6 protein-coding genes are annotated in these 18,225 nt (G+C 69.4%); 2 read left to right on the top strand and 4 right to left on the bottom strand.

All coding sequences use genetic code 11. From position 1 onward, the window contains the following. Positions 1-15 precede the first annotated feature (15 nt). Both N8888_RS02565 and purL read right to left on the bottom strand, forming a co-directional pair. The gene (locus N8888_RS02565) at positions 16-8,472 is read right to left on the bottom strand and encodes an ESPR-type extended signal peptide-containing protein (RefSeq protein ID WP_263177268.1); all 8,457 of its coding nucleotides are present in this window, start codon (positions 8,470-8,472) and stop codon (positions 16-18) included. Positions 8,473-8,913: 441 nt separating this feature from the next. Continuing rightward, positions 8,914-12,798 carry a phosphoribosylformylglycinamidine synthase gene (gene purL / locus N8888_RS02560; RefSeq protein ID WP_263177266.1) on the bottom strand — a complete coding sequence of 1,295 codons (3,885 nt, stop codon included), beginning with the start codon at positions 12,796-12,798 and terminating at the stop codon, positions 8,914-8,916. 773 nt (positions 12,799-13,571) lie between these two features. Between purL and N8888_RS02555 the strand changes: the two genes are divergently transcribed. Further along, positions 13,572-15,671 (top strand): glycosyl hydrolase family 18 protein, encoded by a 2,100-nt coding sequence (locus N8888_RS02555; RefSeq protein ID WP_263177264.1) that lies wholly within the window; start codon positions 13,572-13,574, stop codon positions 15,669-15,671. A gap of 119 nt (positions 15,672-15,790) precedes the next feature. On the opposite strand, the gene N8888_RS02550 is transcribed toward N8888_RS02555, so the two are convergent. Next, positions 15,791-16,582, bottom strand: a complete 792-nt coding sequence (locus N8888_RS02550) for a DsbC family protein (protein WP_065182489.1) — start codon at positions 16,580-16,582, stop codon at positions 15,791-15,793. A gap of 101 nt (positions 16,583-16,683) precedes the next feature. Continuing rightward, positions 16,684-17,661, bottom strand: a complete 978-nt coding sequence (xerD, locus tag N8888_RS02545; RefSeq protein WP_065182490.1) for a site-specific tyrosine recombinase XerD — start codon at positions 17,659-17,661, stop codon at positions 16,684-16,686. A 56-nt stretch (positions 17,662-17,717) separates the two neighbouring features. Here xerD and N8888_RS02540 point away from each other — a divergent pair, with 56 nt between their 5' ends. Further along, entirely contained in the window at positions 17,718-18,209 is a 492-nt protein-coding gene (locus N8888_RS02540; RefSeq protein WP_263177261.1) for an RDD family protein, read from the top strand. Positions 18,210-18,225 lie beyond the last annotated feature (16 nt).

Genomic DNA, 18,225 nt, shown 5'->3' with positions numbered 1-18,225 from the left:
GCGCGATGGAGTGGCTTACCAGCCGAAGCCGGCGCCAACGCCGACCGAGCTGTCGTCGCTGCTGAAGGCACCGCCGAAGGTGACCGTGGCGCGGTCGCTGATTGCACGCTGGTAACCCAGCGACAACGCCGACTCGCCGCCCTGGAAGCCGACACCGACGCCGACCCGGTTCTGGGTACGGATGCCGGCGGCGCTGGTGGCCATGTTGAGCATCGCCGCGCTCATCGCGCCCTGACGATCGATGCGACGGTCCATATGACGCAGGCGGCCATCGACTTCGCCCTTGAACACATCGAAGCTGTCGGTCACGGCCTTCACCTGGCCATCGGTGTAGCTGTTGGCCGTGGCGACACCACGGTCCAGCTGACCCTTGTTGACCGCGTCGGTGGCAGCGCTGCCGGCCGCGACATTGGTGACCTGGCGCTCGTTGCCTTCGCTGCCGACAGAGACGGTGTTGGCACGATCGGCAACCGAGCCCTGGCCCAGCGCCACGGCGTTGGCGGCCGTCGCACTGGCCCCCTGGCCGATGGCCGTGGACGACGCGCCGCTGGCAACGGCGCCCTCTCCCACGGTGACCGCGTTGAAACCCGCTGCCGGTGTGGCGACCGGGATGCCCGAGCCCGCTGCGGCGGCGGTCGGCGCGCCCTGTACCCGGGCAGTGCTGGCAGTGGCCACGGTGGGGACGGCATCGGCGCTGGCCGTCTCCGCGGCCAGGCTGCCGGCGCCCCCCTCCAGCGGCGTGCTGGTCGAACGCAGGCTGGCGGTGCGGGAGCGGTTCGCCCCCCCGGTGCGCTGGTCGATCTCGCTGACCTTGCGGTCCAGTGCGCCGAGCGCATCGCCGACATTGCTGTAGCTGGCGCCCTGGATCACGTAGTTCGGCGCGACGAACACGCCCTGCATGCCGACACTGGCGCCACCGCCGAGGAAGCTGGCGGCATCGCTGAGCGACTGGAACAGCTGGCCGCCATTGATCGCCTGGCGACTGCCTGCGGCGATGCTGCCGGCGCCGACATTGTCGATCGTGGTGCCCTCGATGCCGGCCAGGGTCAGCCGGTCGCGGCTGGCGTCGTCATAACCGACCGCATTGGCAGTGGACGTTTCCACGGTCGCGATACGCGAATCGAAATCGCCGACCCGGGTTTCCACCGCACCGACGCGCTGGTTGGTGACGTTGAGCTGCGAACCGGTGACCGCGTCGCTGCTGCCTGCGGCGATGCGACCGTCGGCGACGTTGACGATGCGGCGCGTCGCCGGACCATCGGTACCGTTGCCACCGCCGACGGACACCACATTGGCGTCCAGCGCGCGCGCGCCACTGCCCAGCGCCACCGAGTTCGCACCGGTCGCGCCGGCGTTGGCGCCGACGGCCAGCGCCGCATTGCCGATGGCGCTGGCACTGCTGCCCAGCGCATTGCTGCGGTTGCCGCTGGCACTGGCACCGGAACCGACGGCGACCGCGTTGCTGCCCGTGGCGCTGGCGGTCCCGGTACCGGTCGCACGGAAGTGGCGGCCGGTGGCATCGGCGGTGGCCGCCACCACATCCAGCTGGCCCTTGTTCACCGCATCGGTCGCCTGGGTACCGGCCGCGACATTGGTGACCTGGCGGTTGATCGCGCTGTGGGTAACGCCCGCCGCATCAACCCAGTCCTGCGCCGCACCGACCGATACCGCGTTGGCACGATCCGCCAGCGATCCGGCACCCAGCGCGACGCTGTTGTCGGCGGCCTTGGTCGTCCAGGTGTTGCTGCCCAGCACCGTGGCATTGGTTGCCTGCGCGTAACTGTTGTAGCCGACCACGGTGGCCCCGTCCTCGGTCGCCCACGCCTCGCTGCCGATGGCGGTAGTGTGCTGACCGCTGCCGACGCTGTTGGCATCCTGCCCGGCCAGTGCGTTGAAGCCCACCGCCACGCCATTGAGGCCGGTGGCCGCGTTGTTGCCGAGCGCGGTACCGTACTCACCGGCGCGTGCCTGTACGCCGAAACCCGCACCGGCGATCTGCGCGGTGGTGCCCTGGCCGACCGCCGTGGCGACGTCGGCCGCCTGCGCGCCACTGCCCAGGGCCGTGCCGAAGAAGCTGGACGTGGCACCCGCACCGTAGGCTGTGGACTGCCAGCCATTGGCATAGGCGAAGTTGCCGACCGCAGTCGCTTCGCGACCGTCGGCCGTGGCCCCGTAGCCGACGGCGGTAGCGGCCAGGCCGCTGGCCTGGGCGATGCCACCTACCGCAACGGCACCGATGCCCTCCGCTTCCGACTGCGCGCCCAGGGCGACGCTGGCCGGCCCGGCGCTGCTGCTCTGCGCACCGAGGGCGATCGCGCCGCCAGCGGTACTGCTGGCGCTGTTGCCGATGGCCACGCCATCCTCACCCGTCGCCACCGCGTTGAAGCCCACGGCAGCGGCATTGGCGGCGACCGCCGTCGCGCCACTGCCCAGTGCGGTGGCACCGTTGCCGATCGCGTTGGCCGCTTCGCCGGCGGCCAGCGCGTTGTCACCTTCCACATAGGCGCCGGCGTCGCTGTCGGCACTGCCACTGGCCTGGAAGTAGCGGCTGGTGTTCTCGGCCACCGACGCCACGGCGTCCAGCTGGTCCTTGTTGACCGCATCGGTGCCTTCGGTACCTGCGGCGACATGGGTGACCTGGCGTTCGCTGCCCGTGCTGCCAACCGCCACCGTGTTGTCGCGGTCTGCCTTCGATGCAGCACCGAGGGCGACGCTGTTGCTGCCGTTGGCGGTGGCATTGGCGCCCAGTGCGGTGGAATCAGCTGCGTCGGCCCACGAGTTCCAGCCGATGGCGGTCGCGTAGTCGTCGGTGGCCCATGCGCCCGCACCGAACGCCGCAGCGCCGTAGCCGCTGGCGCGGGCCGGGATCAGACCAAAGAAGGTGCTGCCACCGATGGCGACGCTTTCATCGCCGCTGGCTTCACTGGAATCACCCATGGCCACCGCGCTGGCGCCGCTGGCCGTGGCAAACACGCCCGTCGCGGTGCTGTTGGCCCCGCTGGCGATCGTGCCGTAACCCAGTGCAGAACCGAGACGACCACTGGCTTCGCTGTAACCACCGACCGCCGTGGTGCCATCGGCCGATGCCGCGCTGCGGAAGCCACTGGCCAGCGACTGCGCACCGCTGGCCAGCGCTTCCGAGCCGTTGGCGGTGCTGTACACCGCCGTGGCCTGTGCACCCGCGCCGGTCGCCGTGCTGCCGATCTCGCTGGCAACCGCACCGCTGCCCAGTGCCGCGCTGTTTTCACCGGTGGCCTGTGCGTTGCTGCCCACCGCTGCGGCATTGCTGCCGCTGGCCAGGCTGTCCAGTCCCACCGCGGTGGCGCTGGCGGCGACCGCCGTCGCGCCACTGCCCAGTGCGGTGGCACCGTTGCCGATCGCGTTGGCCGCTTCGCCGGCGGCCAGCGCGTTGTCACCTTCCACATAGGCGCCGGCATCGCTGTCGGCACTGCCACTGGCCTGGAAGTAGCGGCTGGTGTTCTCGGCCACCGACGCCACGGCGTCCAGCTGGTTCTTGTTGACCGCATCGGTGCCTTCGGTACCCGCCGCGACATGGGTGACCTGACGTTCGCTGCCCGTGCTGCCGACGGCCACGCTGTTGGCGCGGTCGGCAACGGAACCCGCACCCAGTGCCACGCTGTTCGCAGCATTGGCGGTGGCGCTGGCACCGAGTGCGGTGGAATCAGCTGCGTCGGCCCAGGAGTTCCAGCCGATGGCGGTCGCGTAGTCGTCGGTGGCCCAGGCGCCGGCGCCAAACGCCGACGCACCGGTACCGCTGGCCCGGGAAGGAATCAGGCCGAAGAAAGTGCTGCCACCGATGGCGACGCTCTCCTCGCCACTGGCTTCGCTGGACTGGCCCACCGCCACGGCTCCGGTACCGGCCGCGGCCGCACCGAACCCGACGGCCGTGGTGTTGGCACCGGTCGCGGCGGTGCCATAGCCGAGCGCGGTGCCGAGGCGACCCGTTGCCTCGCTGTAGCCACCGACCGCCGTGGTGCCATCGGCCGACGCCGCGCTGCGGAAGCCGCTGGCCAGCGACTGCGCACCGCTGGCCAGCGCTTCCGAGCCGTTGGCGGTGCTGTACACCGCCGTGGCCTGTGCGCCCGCGCCGGTCGCCGTGCTGCCGATCTCGCTGGCGACCGCACCGCTGCCCAGTGCCGCGCTGTTTTCACCGGTGGCCTGTGCGTTGCTGCCCACCGCTGCGGCATTGCTGCCGCTGGCCAGGCTGTCCAGGCCCACCGCGGTGGCACTGGCGGCGACCGCCGTCGCACCACTGCCCAGTGCGGTGGCACCGTTGCCGATCGCGTTGGCCGCTTCGCCGGCGGCCAGCGCGTTGTCACCTTCCACATAGGCGCCGGCATCGCTGTCGGCACTGCCACTGGCCTGGAAGTAGCGGCTGGTGTTCTCAGCCACCGACGCCACGGCGTCCAGCTGATTCTTGTTGACCGCATCGGTGCCTTCGGTACCTGCCGCCACGTTGGTCACCTGGCGGGTGTTGCCACCACCACCGACCGATACCGTGTTGTCACGGTCTGCAATCGAATCGGCACCCAGCGCGACGCTGTTGGCGCCGCGCGACTCGGCCGCATTGCCGAGCGCGGTGCTGTTGATGCCCGGCGACCATGCGCCACCACCGACGGCCGTGGAGTAGTTGCCGGACGCCTCGGTGGCGAGAATGCCGAACAACGAGCCGCCGACAGCGACACTGTTCGTACCGGTGGCCAAGCTGCCCTGACCGGTGGCCGTGCTGTAGTCGCCGGAGGCTTCCGAGTCGCCGCCCAGCGCCACGCTGTTGGAGCCGGAGGCATTGGCGAAATTGCCGAACGCGGTGGCGTTGAACGCCGAGGCGCTGGCGAAACCGCCGATGGCGGTGCTGTAGCCACCCGTGGCTTCCGCACCGATGCCGAACGCGGCCGAGGCCGTGCCGCTGGCCACGCTCTCGCTGCCGACCGCCGTGGCCGCTTCACCACTGGCGGTGCTGAAGTAGCCCACCGCCGTCGCCTCTTCTGCGGAGGCTTCGGACAGCACGCCGCTGGCGGTGCTGCCAGCGCCACTGGCGATCGAGGCAGCACCGAAGGCCGCGCTCTGTTCACCGCTGGCTTCGCTTTCCGCGCCATGCGCGGTGGCGTACTCGCCAGTCGCCTGTGCGTTGGCACCGATCGCGCTGGCGTTGGCCGCGGTGGCCACGGCATTGAAGCCCAGCGCCTGCGCGTTGTTGGCCAGTGCGTTGGCGCCGCTGCCCAGGGCGATGGCGCCGTCGCCGATGGCGTTGGATGCCTCGCCGGCAGCCAGTGCGTTGTCCCCTTCCACGTAAGCGCCAGCATCGCTGTCGGCACTGCCGCTGGCCTGGAAGTACTTGCCGGTGGTGGAGGCTTCCGCCGCGACGGCATCCAGCTGTGCCTTGTTCACCGCATCGGTGGCCTGCGTACCTGCGGCCACGTGGGTCACCTGGCGCTCGTTGCCGGCAGCGCCAACCGCCACGCTGCGGTCACGATCAGCCACCGAGCCTGCACCCAACGCGACCGCGTTGCTGCCGCTGGCGTTGCTGCCGGCACCCAGCGCGATCGCGCTTTCACCGCCGGCCACCGTATTGGTGCCGATGGCGATGCTGTTGACCGTGTTGCCCAGCGCCTGGTAGCCCAACGCCACGCTGTAGTCGCCGTAGCCGAAGGCACCGCGGCCGACGGCGGTGGCGCTGGTGCCGTTGGCCCAGCTGTTGTAGCCGATGGAGGTGGCGCCACTGCCGCTGGCCCATGCTGCATTGCCGAAGGCGGATGCGTTGGTGGCGGTGGCCCATGCGCCCGAACCGAATGCGCTGGCGCCACTGGCGGTGGCCCAGCTGTAGCCGCCGACGGCGGTGCTGTCGTCGCTGCTGGCGAACGCACTGTCGCCCACGGCGACCGCGTAGCTGCCGGTCGCCCGCGACTTGCCACCGGCAGCCACGCTGTTGTCGCCGGTGGCTTTGGCCGCGCTGCCGAAGGCATTGCCCGACGCACCCGTTGCCTGCGCACCATTGCCGACGGCGGTGGCATCGGCGCCGGCGGTGGTGCCGACACGTTCTGGTTGACCGTCATCGCCGATGATCGGCTGGTTGTACTGGTCGTAGGCCTGGCCCAGTCCACCGATGGCGACCCCGCCGTTGCCACTGGCACTGCTGTTGCGACCGATGGCGACGCTGTCATCGCCCACGGCGGAAGCACCCGCGCCCTGGGCGACGGCACCGGCGCCGATCGCGTTGCTGGACGAACCGGCGGCCACCGCACCCTCCCCCTCGGCAAACGCACCGGCATCGCTGCCGGCTTCCGGCTGGGCCTGGAAGTAATGGGCGGTGGTATCCGCGGTGCTGGCCACGGCGTCCAGCTGCGCCTTGTTCACTGCATCGGTGGCTTCACTGCCGGCAGCGACGCCGGTGATCTGCCGCTCGTTGCCGGCACTGCCCACGGCGACGCTGTTGTCACGGATGGCTTCAGAGTTCGCGCCGAGGGCGACACTGTTGGCGCCGCGCGCCGTGGCGTAGTAGCCAACCGCCGTGCTCTGCGCGCCGCTGGCCCAGGTCTGCGCGCCCAGCGCGCTGGCCCCTTCTCCGGGTGCGTAGGCGAAGTAGCCGATGGCCGTGGCTTCGGCGCCGGAGGCTTCGGTCAGGCTGCCGTTGGCCACGGTCCGGTCACCGCTGGCGATCGCGCCGGCACCCACAGCGGTGGCGGCTTCGCCGCTGGCCTGGGTCTGCACGAAGAAGCCCAGACCGGGAATCAGGTCAGCCGGGCCACCCACGGCCACGCTGCTGGTGCCGGTCGCGTTGCTCTGGGTGCCGACTGCGGTGGCGTAGTCGCCGATGGCGTTGGCCACCGCGCCGAATGCGGAGGACTGCGCGCCGGCCGCATAGGCACCCACGCCATAGGCGGACGCAGCGAAGCCAGCCGCCTCTGCGCTGGCACCGACCGCAGTGCCGCCGACGCCGGCACTGGTCGCACCGGTCTCCACCGGCACGCCGCCGTTGGTGATGAGCGGATTGCCGTTCTCGTCCACGGCGGCGCCACCCACCGCGACGCTGCCGGGTCCTGCAGCCTGCGCGTTGTTGCCGAACGCGGCGCTGTTCTGTCCGGCGGCCAGGGCGTTGTTGCCGACCGCCGTGGCGTTCTGCGCGACCGCGGTGGCGCCGGCGCCGACTGCGGTGGTGCCATCGCCGAGCGCGTTGGCCGCTTCACCGGCAGCCAGCGCGTCATCGCCTGCGGCCAGCGCACCGGCGTCGCTGTTGCTGCTGCCGGTGGCCTGGAAACGCTTGGCCGTGGCATCGGCCACGGCCGCGACGTCCCGGAGTTGGCCGACATTGGCCGCATCGGTGTCTTCGGTACCCGCCGCGACACTGGTGATCTGCCGGGTCAGACCGTACTCGGCCGCGCCCACCGATACCGTATCGACCCGGTCGGCCAGCGAGCCGGCGCCCAGCGCCACACTGCCGGTGGCAACCGCTGCCGAGTTCGAACCCAGCGCGGTGCTGTATTCACCCACGGCGGTGCTGAACGCACCGACCGCGATCGATGCTTCATTGGCGGCCGTTGCGCCACGACCCACGGCGGTACTGCCCGGGCCCATGGCCACGGCTCCGCCACCGACCGCCGTTGCGCCGTCCGCACTGGCCTCGGACAACGCGCCCAGTGCGGTCGCTGCGCCGTTCTCGCTGGCCGCAACAGCGCTGGCACCTACGGCGGTATCTCCCAGTCCGAGCGCAACGGCACTCTGGCCGACGACGACGCTGGCATCGCCGATGGCCAACGCGTTCTGGCCGAACGCACTGGCGCCCAGACCGGCGGCCACGGCCTGTGTGCCGACGGCCGTGGTGGCGTTGGCCAGCGACTGGCTGCCGCTGCCGACCGCAATCGCGCCCTGCCCTTCGATCTTCGCCGCGTCGCTGTCATCACCGGCGCCGTCGGCCTTGAAGTAGCGACTGCTCTGGGCTGTCGCTTCGGCCAACGCCGCCTGCGTGGCCCGCGCCTGTGCATCCAGCTGCGCCTTGTTCACCGCATCGGTTGCCTCGGTGCCAGCGGCGACGTGGGTCACCTGCCGTTCCTTGCCCGCATCACCGACAGCAACGGTATTGGCACGCGTTGCTTTCGAGCCGGCGCCCAGCGCCACGCTGTTGGCACCGGTTGCACGGCTGCCGGTGCCCACGGCGACCGCATTGGTGCCGGTGGCCGAGGCGCTGCCATCCACCAGGCACTTGTCGACGATCGAGCTGTTGAGCACCACGCAGTTGGCGTTGCCGCCGATCTCCACCGACTGTGCAGAGGCGACGCCGGTCATGCCCAATCCCAGTGCCAGCGCCAGTGCGGCAGCCAGTACAAAGGGCCTGGCCTGTGTCGAATCGCGGCGTTGGTCGACGACCCCGCCGCAACTGTCGGACGAGGCCAGTTCCGAGGCCACGACCAACTGACCCAGTGCTTTGTTCCAGACCTTGCGATAAATCCGATTCATCGGTACGGCTCCTGATTGGACTGGTTTTGGGCAAAGCAACGCCACCGCCGGACCTTCTGGTCCAACGTCCCCTGGGGGCGTTTATTCGCGTGATTTACTGCGGGGTATTGCCGAACGGCGCGCAGCGACAGAAAACCGAGCGCGTGCGCCAAGCGGTTACTGCGGGATGAATGGTTCTGAAACGGGGTTCAAGTGTTAACGGCAACTTTCCATATCGTCAAGACTTTGACACAGCAAATCACATTGCCGTGAAGCAGTTCACTTTTTCACGCGTTTATCAATCCATTTTGTTAGTTGCACGTGACGATTGTCTGGCGCATGGAAATGCATGTAACTCATGGTGGCGACAGGAGTTTCATCCGCGCAAAGAAAAACCCGCCGGCAATGCGGCGGGTTTTTCCATACGCATCGGCATCGACGCCTGCGCGAAGCGGTGCGCGATCAGCCGCACCACACCCGGGCATTGCGGAACATCCGCATCCACGGTGAATCACCCTGCCACTCGGCCGGCGCCCAGCTCAGATTGAGTGCGCGCGGGGTGCGCTCCGGATGCGGCATCATGATGGTGACGCGCCCGTCCGTGCTGGTCAGGCCAGTGATGCCATCCGGTGAGCCGTTCGGATTGAGCGGATACTGCTGGGCGATGGCACCGTTGCCATCGATGTAGCGCAGCGACACGCGCGCAGCGGCCTGGTCGACGGCGTTGTCGAACACCGCCTGGCCTTCGCCGTGCGCCACCGCCACCTGCAGGCGGGAACCGGCCATGCCACGCAGCAGGATCGACGGCGATTCCACTACTTCCAGCAGTGCGGTGCGGGCCTCGAACTGCTCGCTGGCATTGCGGCGGAACTGCGGCCAGTGTTCGGCGCCGGGGATGATGTCCTTCAGCTGGCTCATCATCTGGCAACCGTTGCATACGCCGAGGGCAAAGCTGTCCTGGCGCTCGAAGAACGCCGCAAAGGCATCGCGCAGCGCGCTGCGTTCCAGGATCGAGGTCGCCCAGCCACGGCCGGCACCCAGCACATCGCCGTAGCTGAAGCCGCCACAGGCGACCAGGCCGGTGAAGTCCTGCAGGGCCACGCGCCCCTCGATCAGGTCGCTCATGTGCACGTCGAACGCGCGGAAGCCTGCACGTTCGAAGGCGTTGGCCATCTCGATCTGGCCGTTGACGCCCTGTTCGCGCAGTACCGCCACGCGCGGACGCGCACCGGTGCTGATGAACGGCGCCGCCACATCCTCGTTGAGGTCGAAGCTCAGCTTCGGCTTCAGGCCCGGTGCGTTGAACGCGCGGGCTACATCGCGCTCGGCATCGGCGCTGGCCGGATTGTCGCGACGCTTCTGCATGGCATGGGTGACCGACCACCACGCATCGAACAGCTGCTCCCAGCGCCACTCGGCCAGGTTCTCGCCTGCCAGCGATACGCGCACCACCGGTGCGGTGGTCGGCCTGGCGATGCGCTGCGCGCATTCGGTAAGGGCGTGGCGCTCGACCAGGTCGGCAAAAGCGGCGCGATCTTCGCGGGCGATCTGCACCACCGCACCCAGTTCCTCATTGAACAGGCTGCGGAACGGGTCATCGCCCCACGCGTCGAGGGCGATATCCAGGCCCAGGCGCGAGGTGAACGCCATTTCGCACAGCGCGGCGAACGCGCCGCCGTCGCTTCGGTCATGGTACGCACGCAGCAGGCCGGACTGGCGCGCATCCCGGATCAGTTCGAAGAAGGCACGCAGGCGCTGCGGGTCGTCCAGGTCCGGCGCGGCACCGGCGAAGGCCGGCAGTTCGCTGTGGTCGGCGTGCACCTGCGCCAGGATCGAGCCGCCCAGGCGCTGCTTGCCGGCACCGAGACCGATCAGCCACAGCTCGCTGTCGACGTCGCGATCAAGCAGAGGCGTCAGCTGCTGGCGCACATCGGCAACCGGCGCGAACGCCGAGATCACCAGCGACACCGGCGACACGCTCTTGTGTGCCTCGCCCTGGTCATGCCACTGCGCCTGCATGGACAGCGAGTCCTTGCCGACCGGGATGCTGATGTCCAGCTGCGGGCACAGTTCCATGCCCACGGCCTTCACTGCGTCGTACAGCAGCGCGTCTTCGCCCGGATGGCCGGCAGCAGCCATCCAGTTCGCCGACAGCTTGATGCCATCCAGCGCATCCACCGGGGCCGCGCACAGGTTGGTCAGCGCTTCGCCCACGGCCATGCGCGCCGACGCCGCGGCGTCGAGCAGGGCCAGCGGCGTGCGCTCGCCGATCGACATCGCCTCACCGGCCACGCCATCGAAATCAGCCAGGGTGATGGCCACGTCGGCCACCGGCAGCTGCCACGGGCCGACCATCTGCTCGCGGGCGGTCAGGCCGCCGACGCTGCGGTCACCGATGGTGACCAGGAAGTTCTTCGAGGCAACGGTCGGGTGCGCCAGCACGCGCAGGCCGGCTTCCTGCAGATCCAGGCCACCGGTCTTCAGCGCCGGCCAGCGCGGTGCCGGCGGGTGCGCCGTGTCGCGGTGCATTTTCGGCGGCTTGCCGAACAGCACGTCCATCGGCAGGTCGATCGGTGCGTCGGCGGGAACATGGCCCGGCACCGCGCCGTACGCCACCACCAGATGCTCCTCGGCGGTCGCCACGCCCACGGCGGCGAACGGGCAGCGCTCGCGCGCGCACAGCGCGGCAAACTCGGCCAGTCGCTCCTGCGCGACGCCAAGCACGTAGCGCTCCTGCGATTCGTTGCACCACAGCTGCATCGGCGACAACGACGGATCGTCGGTGGGCACCTTGCCCAGATCGATGATGCCGCCCACGTTCGAATCGTGCAGCAGCTCGGGAATCGCGTTGGACAGACCACCGGCACCGACGTCATGGAAGAACTTGATCGGGTTGTCGGCACCCATCGCCACGCAGCGGTCGATGACCTCCTGGCAGCGGCGCTCCATCTCCGGGTTGTCGCGCTGCACGCTGGCGAAATCCAGGTCTTCGGCGCTTTCACCGGAGGCCACCGAGCTGGCCGCACCGCCACCCAGGCCGATCAGCATCGCCGGACCGCCGAGCACGATGACCGCATCACCGGCCTGCAGCGGGATCTTGTCGACCTGGATACGGTCGATCGCACCGAGGCCGCCGGCCAGCATGATCGGCTTGTCGTACGCACGGACCAGGTCAGCGCCTTCAGGCAGCTCGAAGCTGCGGAAGTAACCGAGCAGGTTCGGGCGGCCGAACTCATTGTTGAACGCAGCGCCGCCGAGCGGGCCGTCGGTCATGATCTCCAGCGCCGGCGCCATCCGCGGATTCAGCGCGCGCGGCGCTTCCCACGGCTGCGGCAGCTCGGGGATGCGCAGGTGCGAGACCGAGAAGCCGGTCAGGCCGGCCTTCGGCTTGCCGCCGCGGCCGGTTGCGCCCTCGTCGCGGATTTCGCCACCGGCACCGGTGGACGCCCCCGGGAACGGCGCGATCGCGGTCGGGTGATTGTGGGTTTCAACCTTGATCTGGAAGGCGCTGGGCACCTGCGGCTCGCGGCGGTACTCGCCACTGGCCGGATCCGGACGGTAACGCGACGCCGGATGGCCTTCGATCACCGCAGCGTTGTCGCTGTACGCGCTCAGGGTGTGCTGCGGCGTCTGCTGGTGGGTGTTCTTGATCATGCGGAACAGCGAGCGTTCCTGCGCCTGCCCGTCGATGGTCCAGCTGGCGTTGAAGATCTTGTGCCGGCAGTGTTCGGAATTGGCCTGCGCGAACATCATCAGTTCCACGTCAGACGGGGAGCGCCCCAGTGCGGTGAAGCGCTCGCGCAGGTAGTCGATCTCGTCCTGGGCCATGGCCAGGCCAAGGCGCTGGTTGGCGGCTTCCAGCTGCGCCACCGGAACGCGCTCCAGTTCACCGCGGGCCGGCGCCGAGAACAGGGCCTGGCCCTGCTCGACGTGGTCCAGCACCGACTGCGTCATCGGGTCGTGCAGCACCTTCACCAGCGACTGCTGGGTGGCGGCATCGTCCGGCCAGCCCAGCACGTCGATACGCAGGCCGCGCTCGACCCGGCTGACCGGCTGACCGGCCCCGCGGACCAGTTCGGTGGCCTTGCTCGACCACGGCGACAACGTTCCCAGACGCGGCACCACGATGCGGCTGACGGCCCCTTCGGCGACCGTCCCGGCCTGCGGCTGTGCTTCCAGGATGCGGCACAGGGTGGCCTGATCGGGCACGGCCGAGCCTTCCGGCTGCACGAAGTAGACGTGCCAGGCACCACTGATGCGCAGGGAGGGAGCGATGGACTGCAGGCGGGATTCAAGACGTTCGCGGCGGAACGGCGACAGGGCGGGCGCGCCCTCGAGGACCATCATGTCCGGGGAACCGTAGTTGGGAAACGGGCCCGATATTGTACCGGAAGCGGGGGATGGGCTTGGGCCGGGCTGCGCCCGGCACCCGCCGAAGCAACAGCCGAAGCAACAGCAACGTCAAAAGCCGGTTTCCTGCAGGTTGGCGGGGTGGGTCCGGTGGCGGGGGACGCCGTGAACCCATCCCTGGGGGCTTGGCCGCGGCATCCATGCCGCGGACACCCCCGCCACCGGACCCACCCCGCCTTCGACGGATTTCCGCGATCTGCAGTGGATCCACGCCATGCGCGGATGCTCCGCGGCAGTGCCGGCCGAATGAAGAGCGAAGCGACCGGCTCTTGCTTTTGATTTAGTTCTGTCTTTCGTGGCTGGCGGCGCAGGAACCTGTCCGCGGCCGGGTGGGTGGGCTGCGCAGGGGCGTAAGCGCCATGGATGGCGCGCCCGAGCCTACAGGGACGTATTCACGGCGTCCCCTGCGCAGCCCACCCACCCGGCCACCCCCCAGAAGTCCGCTGTAAGCGCCCCCAGCCACGAGGGGGCTCCGCCGATGGCCGCCGACCGCGCACCAGCGCGCTCCGCCCGAATCCCGGAACCATGCGCTTGCTCACGGATTGACCACGCAATTGATGACAACGTTGTCCCCACCTGGTGCCGGACTCTCTCCCCGGCCTCCCAGGTGCCTCCGTCCGGCCCCTCCCGTCGCCTTCCCCGGCGACGCCCGGACCTGCGTCACGCGCGGCGCCATCGGGGCCCGCGCGCCCTTTGATCGGAGACACACCATGTACGACCCGATTGTGCGCAGTGCCGAACGTTGCACCCGAAGCTGTCGTCCCCGCCGCCTGGCCTGGCTGCTTGCCCTGGCCGCCGGTGCCGCCAGCCTGCCGGGCCTGGCCCAGGCCGCCAGCTGTGCCGGCGTGGCCGAATGGGACCAGGCCAAGATCTATCGCGCCGGCGACACCCTGCAGAAGGGCGGCGTGCTGTACCGGGCAAACCAGGACATCTGGAATGCCCCGCCAGACCATCCGGCCGGTGCGCCCTACTACACCAACCTCGGTGCCTGCGATGGCGGCGGCGTCAACCAGCCTCCCGTGGTCAGCCTGACCTCACCGGCCAATGGCGCTACCTTCAGCGCCGGCAGCACCATCAACGTCACCGCCAACGCCAGCGACCCGGACGGCAGCGTCAGCAAGGTGGAATTCTTCCGCGACGGCAGCTCGATCGGCGTGGATACCAGCGCTCCCTACAGCGCCAGCTGGGCCAATGCCAGCGCCGGCAGCCACACCCTGCGCGCGGTGGCCACCGACAACAACAACGCCACCACCAGCACCCCGACCATCACCATCACCGTCAACGCTGCCAGCGGCGATACCACCGCACCCAGCGTGCCCGGCGGACTGGCGGTGGGCACCCGTACCGCCAGCAGCATCGCGCTGAGCTGGAGTCCGTCCACCGACAACGCCGGTGGCAGCGGCGTGGCCGGTTACGATGTGTACCGCAACGGCAGCCTGGTCGGTTCTCCGTCCAGCACCAGCTACGTCGATGGCGGCCTGACCGCATCCACCACCTACCGCTACCGCGTGCGGGCCCGCGACAACGCCGGCAATGCATCCGCCCAGGGCACGGAAATCAGCGCCACCACCCTGGCCGGCGACGGTGGCGGCACCGGCAAGCGGGTCATCGGCTACTTCACCCAGTGGGGCATCTACGGCCGCAACTACCGGGTGAAGAACATCGACAGCAGCGGTTCCGCCGCGCGGCTGACCCACATCAACTACGCCTTCGGCAACGTGCGCAACAACCGCTGCGAAGTGGGCGTGACCCAGCCGTCGGATCCGAACAGCGGGGCCGGTGGCGATGCGTTCGCCGATTACACCAAGGCCTTCAGCGCCGCCGAGAGCGTCAGTGGCAGCGCCGATACCTGGGACCAGCCGCTGCGCGGCAACTGGAACCAGCTCAAGCAGCTCAAGGCCAAGCATCCGGGTCTGAAGGTGCTGATCTCGCTGGGTGGCTGGACCTGGTCGCGTGGATTCTCCAGCGCGGCCCGTCCGGAGAACCGCCAGGCCTTCGTCGCCTCCTGCATCGACGCCTACATCAAAGGCAACCTGCCGGTGACCGACGGCGCCGGCGGCACGGGCGCAGCGCTGGGCGTATTCGACGGCATCGACATCGACTGGGAATACCCCGTGGCCTGCGGCATCGAGTGCGGCAAGCCCGAGGACAACGCCAACTTCACCGCACTCATGGCCGAGTTCCGCCGCCAGCTCGATGCGGTGCGTCCGGGCCTTCTGCTGACCGTGGCGGTGGGTGCCGGCATCGACAAGATCCGCGTCACCGACCCGGCGGCCTATCACCCGTACCTGGACTACATCAACGTGATGACCTACGACTTCCACGGTGCGTGGGATGCAAGGACCAATCACCAGTCGGCACTGTTCGATTCGCCGAATGATCCGTCCACCGGCGACCAGAAGCTGTACAACAGCAACGACGCCATCGAGGCCTTCATCAGCCGGGGTGTGCCGGCCGCCAAGCTCAACCTGGGCATCGGCTACTACGGACGTGGCTGGACGGGCGTGGCCAATGCCAACAATGGCCTGTACCAGACCGCCTCAGGCGCCGCACCGGGCACCTATGAGGCCGGCATCGAAGACTGGAAGGTACTGAAGAACCTGGCCTGGCCGGGCTACACCGACAACACCGCCGGCGCCACCTGGATCTACAACGGCAGCACGCTGTGGAGTTTCGACACTCCGGCCAACATCACCCGCAAGATGGGCTACGTGAAGACCCAGGGCCTGGGCGGCGCGTTCGTCTGGGAATTCAGTGGTGACGATGCGCAGGGCACGCTGACCAAGGCCGTCAGCGATGGTCTGAAGTGAGGAAAAGGCCGGGGGCGCCGTGCGCCCCCGGCCTTGACCGGATGAGGCATCCGCCGGGCATGGCCCGGCGCTACCGTGGTCGGGCGGGTAGCGCCGGGCCATGCCCGGCGATATCCCGGTCAGCGCTGGGCCGACAGTTTCTCCAGCGCCGCACGCAGCTGCGCCGGCGGCAGGTAGCCGCCCAGCTGGGTGCCATCGGGCGCGAAGATCGCCGGGGTACCGTTCACCCCCAGCTGCTGTCCGAGCGCGTACTGCATCGCCACCGGATTGGTGCAGTTCTTCGCCGGCACGGTTCCGCCACGCTTGGCATTGGTCAGCGCCTGGCGGCGATCGGCTGCGCACCAGACCGAAATCATGTCGGTGTAATCCTTGCTGCCCAGTCCCATGCGCGGGAAGGCCAGGTACTCGACGCTGATGCCGTTGCGGTTGAGTTCGGCGATGTCCTGGTGCAGCTTGCGGCAATAGCCGCACTCGATGTCGGTGAACACGCTGACCGTGTACTTGGCGTTGGGCGCGGCGAACACGATGCGGTCGCCGTGGTTGGCCTTGGCCAGCAGCGTGCGACGGTAACCGAGCAGGCCCTCGCTGTTGGCCGGCCCCTTGGCCCGGGTGTCATAAGGCTGCGACTGGAACAGGTAGCGGCCGTCGTCGGAGACATACAGCAGCTGGCCGGAGACCACCACCTCGCGGAAACCGGGGAAGGGCGCGGCGCCGATGTAATCCACTTCGAAACCGGGGTTGAGCGCGGTCAGCGCGGCGCGCACCGCCTGCTCTGCCGGACCATTGGCAGCCGGGGTGGCCCGGGCGGAGGCGGCGGCAGGCGCCTTGGCCGCAGGGGCCGGCGGAGCCGGCTGGGCGCAGGCCGTCAGGCTGAGCGCGCCGAACACGGCGGCGATGGCGAATCGGAGCATGGAGCATTCCGCAGCAGAAGAGGACCACCGATTCTGACACAGCCGCCCGGGGCGGCGCCGTGGCCCGCTGACGGAAGCCGGACGGGGTTCATCCAGGTCGCTCAACCACGGGGATGGTGGCGGGCGTGCAGCTTCTGCAGGTGTTCACGCGCCACCAGCGTGTAGATCTGGGTGGTCGACAGCGAGCTGTGGCCAAGCAGCATCTGCAGCGCGCGCAGGTCCGCGCCACGGTTGAGCAGATGGGTGGCGAAGCTGTGCCGCAGGCCATGCGGGCTGATGCGGGCCGGATCGATGCCGGCGACCTGCGCGTGGCGCTTGACGAGATGCCAGAACGCCTGCCGCGTGAGCGCGTGCAGCCGGGGCTCGATGAACAGCGGCGTCTGCCCATCGGCGAGTGCCTGCACCCTGCCCTTTCCCACCAGCTGCGGCCGTGAATCCTGCAGGTAACGCTCCAGCCAGTGCTGTGACTCCTCGCCCAGCGGCACCAGCCGCTCCTTGCTGCCCTTGCCGGTCACCCGCAGCACGCCCTGCCGCAGGTTCACCGCCGTTGCCGGCAGCAGTACCAGTTCGCTCACGCGCAGGCCCGCGGCGTACATGAGCTCCAGCATGGCCCGATCGCGCAGCCCCAGCGGACTGCCGACATCCGGCGCGGCCAGCAACGCATCGATCTGGCTTTCGGCCAGCGCCTTGGGCAGCAGGCGTGGCAGCTTCGGCGGATCCAGCAGAGCGCCGGGGTCCTCGCTGCGCTCGCCGCGACGCACGCCATCGGCGAAGAACGCACGCAGCGCCGACAGCAGGCGCGCATTGCTGCGTGGCGACCAGCCATGGCGCGTGCGCCAGGCCAGGTAGTCGAACAAGCCGGCGCGTTCGACGCCGGCCAGGCCCCCTTCGCGGCCGTCCAGCCAGCGTGCCAACCCTTCCAGATCGCGACGGTAGCTGTCCAGGGTGGCCCTGGCCAGACCGTTCTCCGCCCAGATGGCATCAAGGAAGCGCTGGATGCGCATGCTGTCGTCGGCACGCAGTGCAGGCAGTTGCTGGACCAGCTGACGGCGCTCGGCGGGGGTGGAAATGACGGCCATGCGTGGAGGATACGAGGGTGACTGCGGACGCGGCCAGCTTTGCGTATGCTCGGCGCATGTCCAGCCCAGCCACCGACGTGTCTTCCACTGCCACGCCCGAGGCGCAGCGCCCCCGTGCGCTGCTGCCGTGGCGCGTGCTGGCGATGGTCTACGACGCGCTGCCCGTGCTCGCGCTGTGGATGCTGGCCGGCACGGCGTTCACCCTGGCCTACACCTTCAGTGGCCATGCACAGCGCGAGAACATCGCGCCCTTCAGTGCCTGGCAATGGCTGTTGTGGGCGGTGTGCTGGGTCATAACCGGGGCCTATGCAACCGCCAGCTGGCGCCGGGGTGGGCAGACCCTTGGCATGCGGCCGTGGCGCCTGAAACTGGTGTCGGCCGACGGCACCGCGCTGCGGCGCGCGCAGCTGTGGCTGCGGTTCGCCGTGGCAACGCTGTCGTTGCTGCTGGGTGGGCTGGGCTTCTGGTGGGCCCTGCTGGATCGCCAACGCCTGGCGTGGCACGACCGTGCCAGTGGCACGCGTCTGGTGCGGATGCCCAAGCGCTGAAGTGTCCTGCTGGCGC

Source organism: Stenotrophomonas maltophilia (assembly GCF_025642255.1).
Lineage (GTDB): Bacteria > Pseudomonadota > Gammaproteobacteria > Xanthomonadales > Xanthomonadaceae > Stenotrophomonas > Stenotrophomonas maltophilia_P.
The sequence above is the reverse complement of the archived record's forward strand: the minus strand, read 5'-3'. Positions and strand labels throughout refer to the sequence as shown.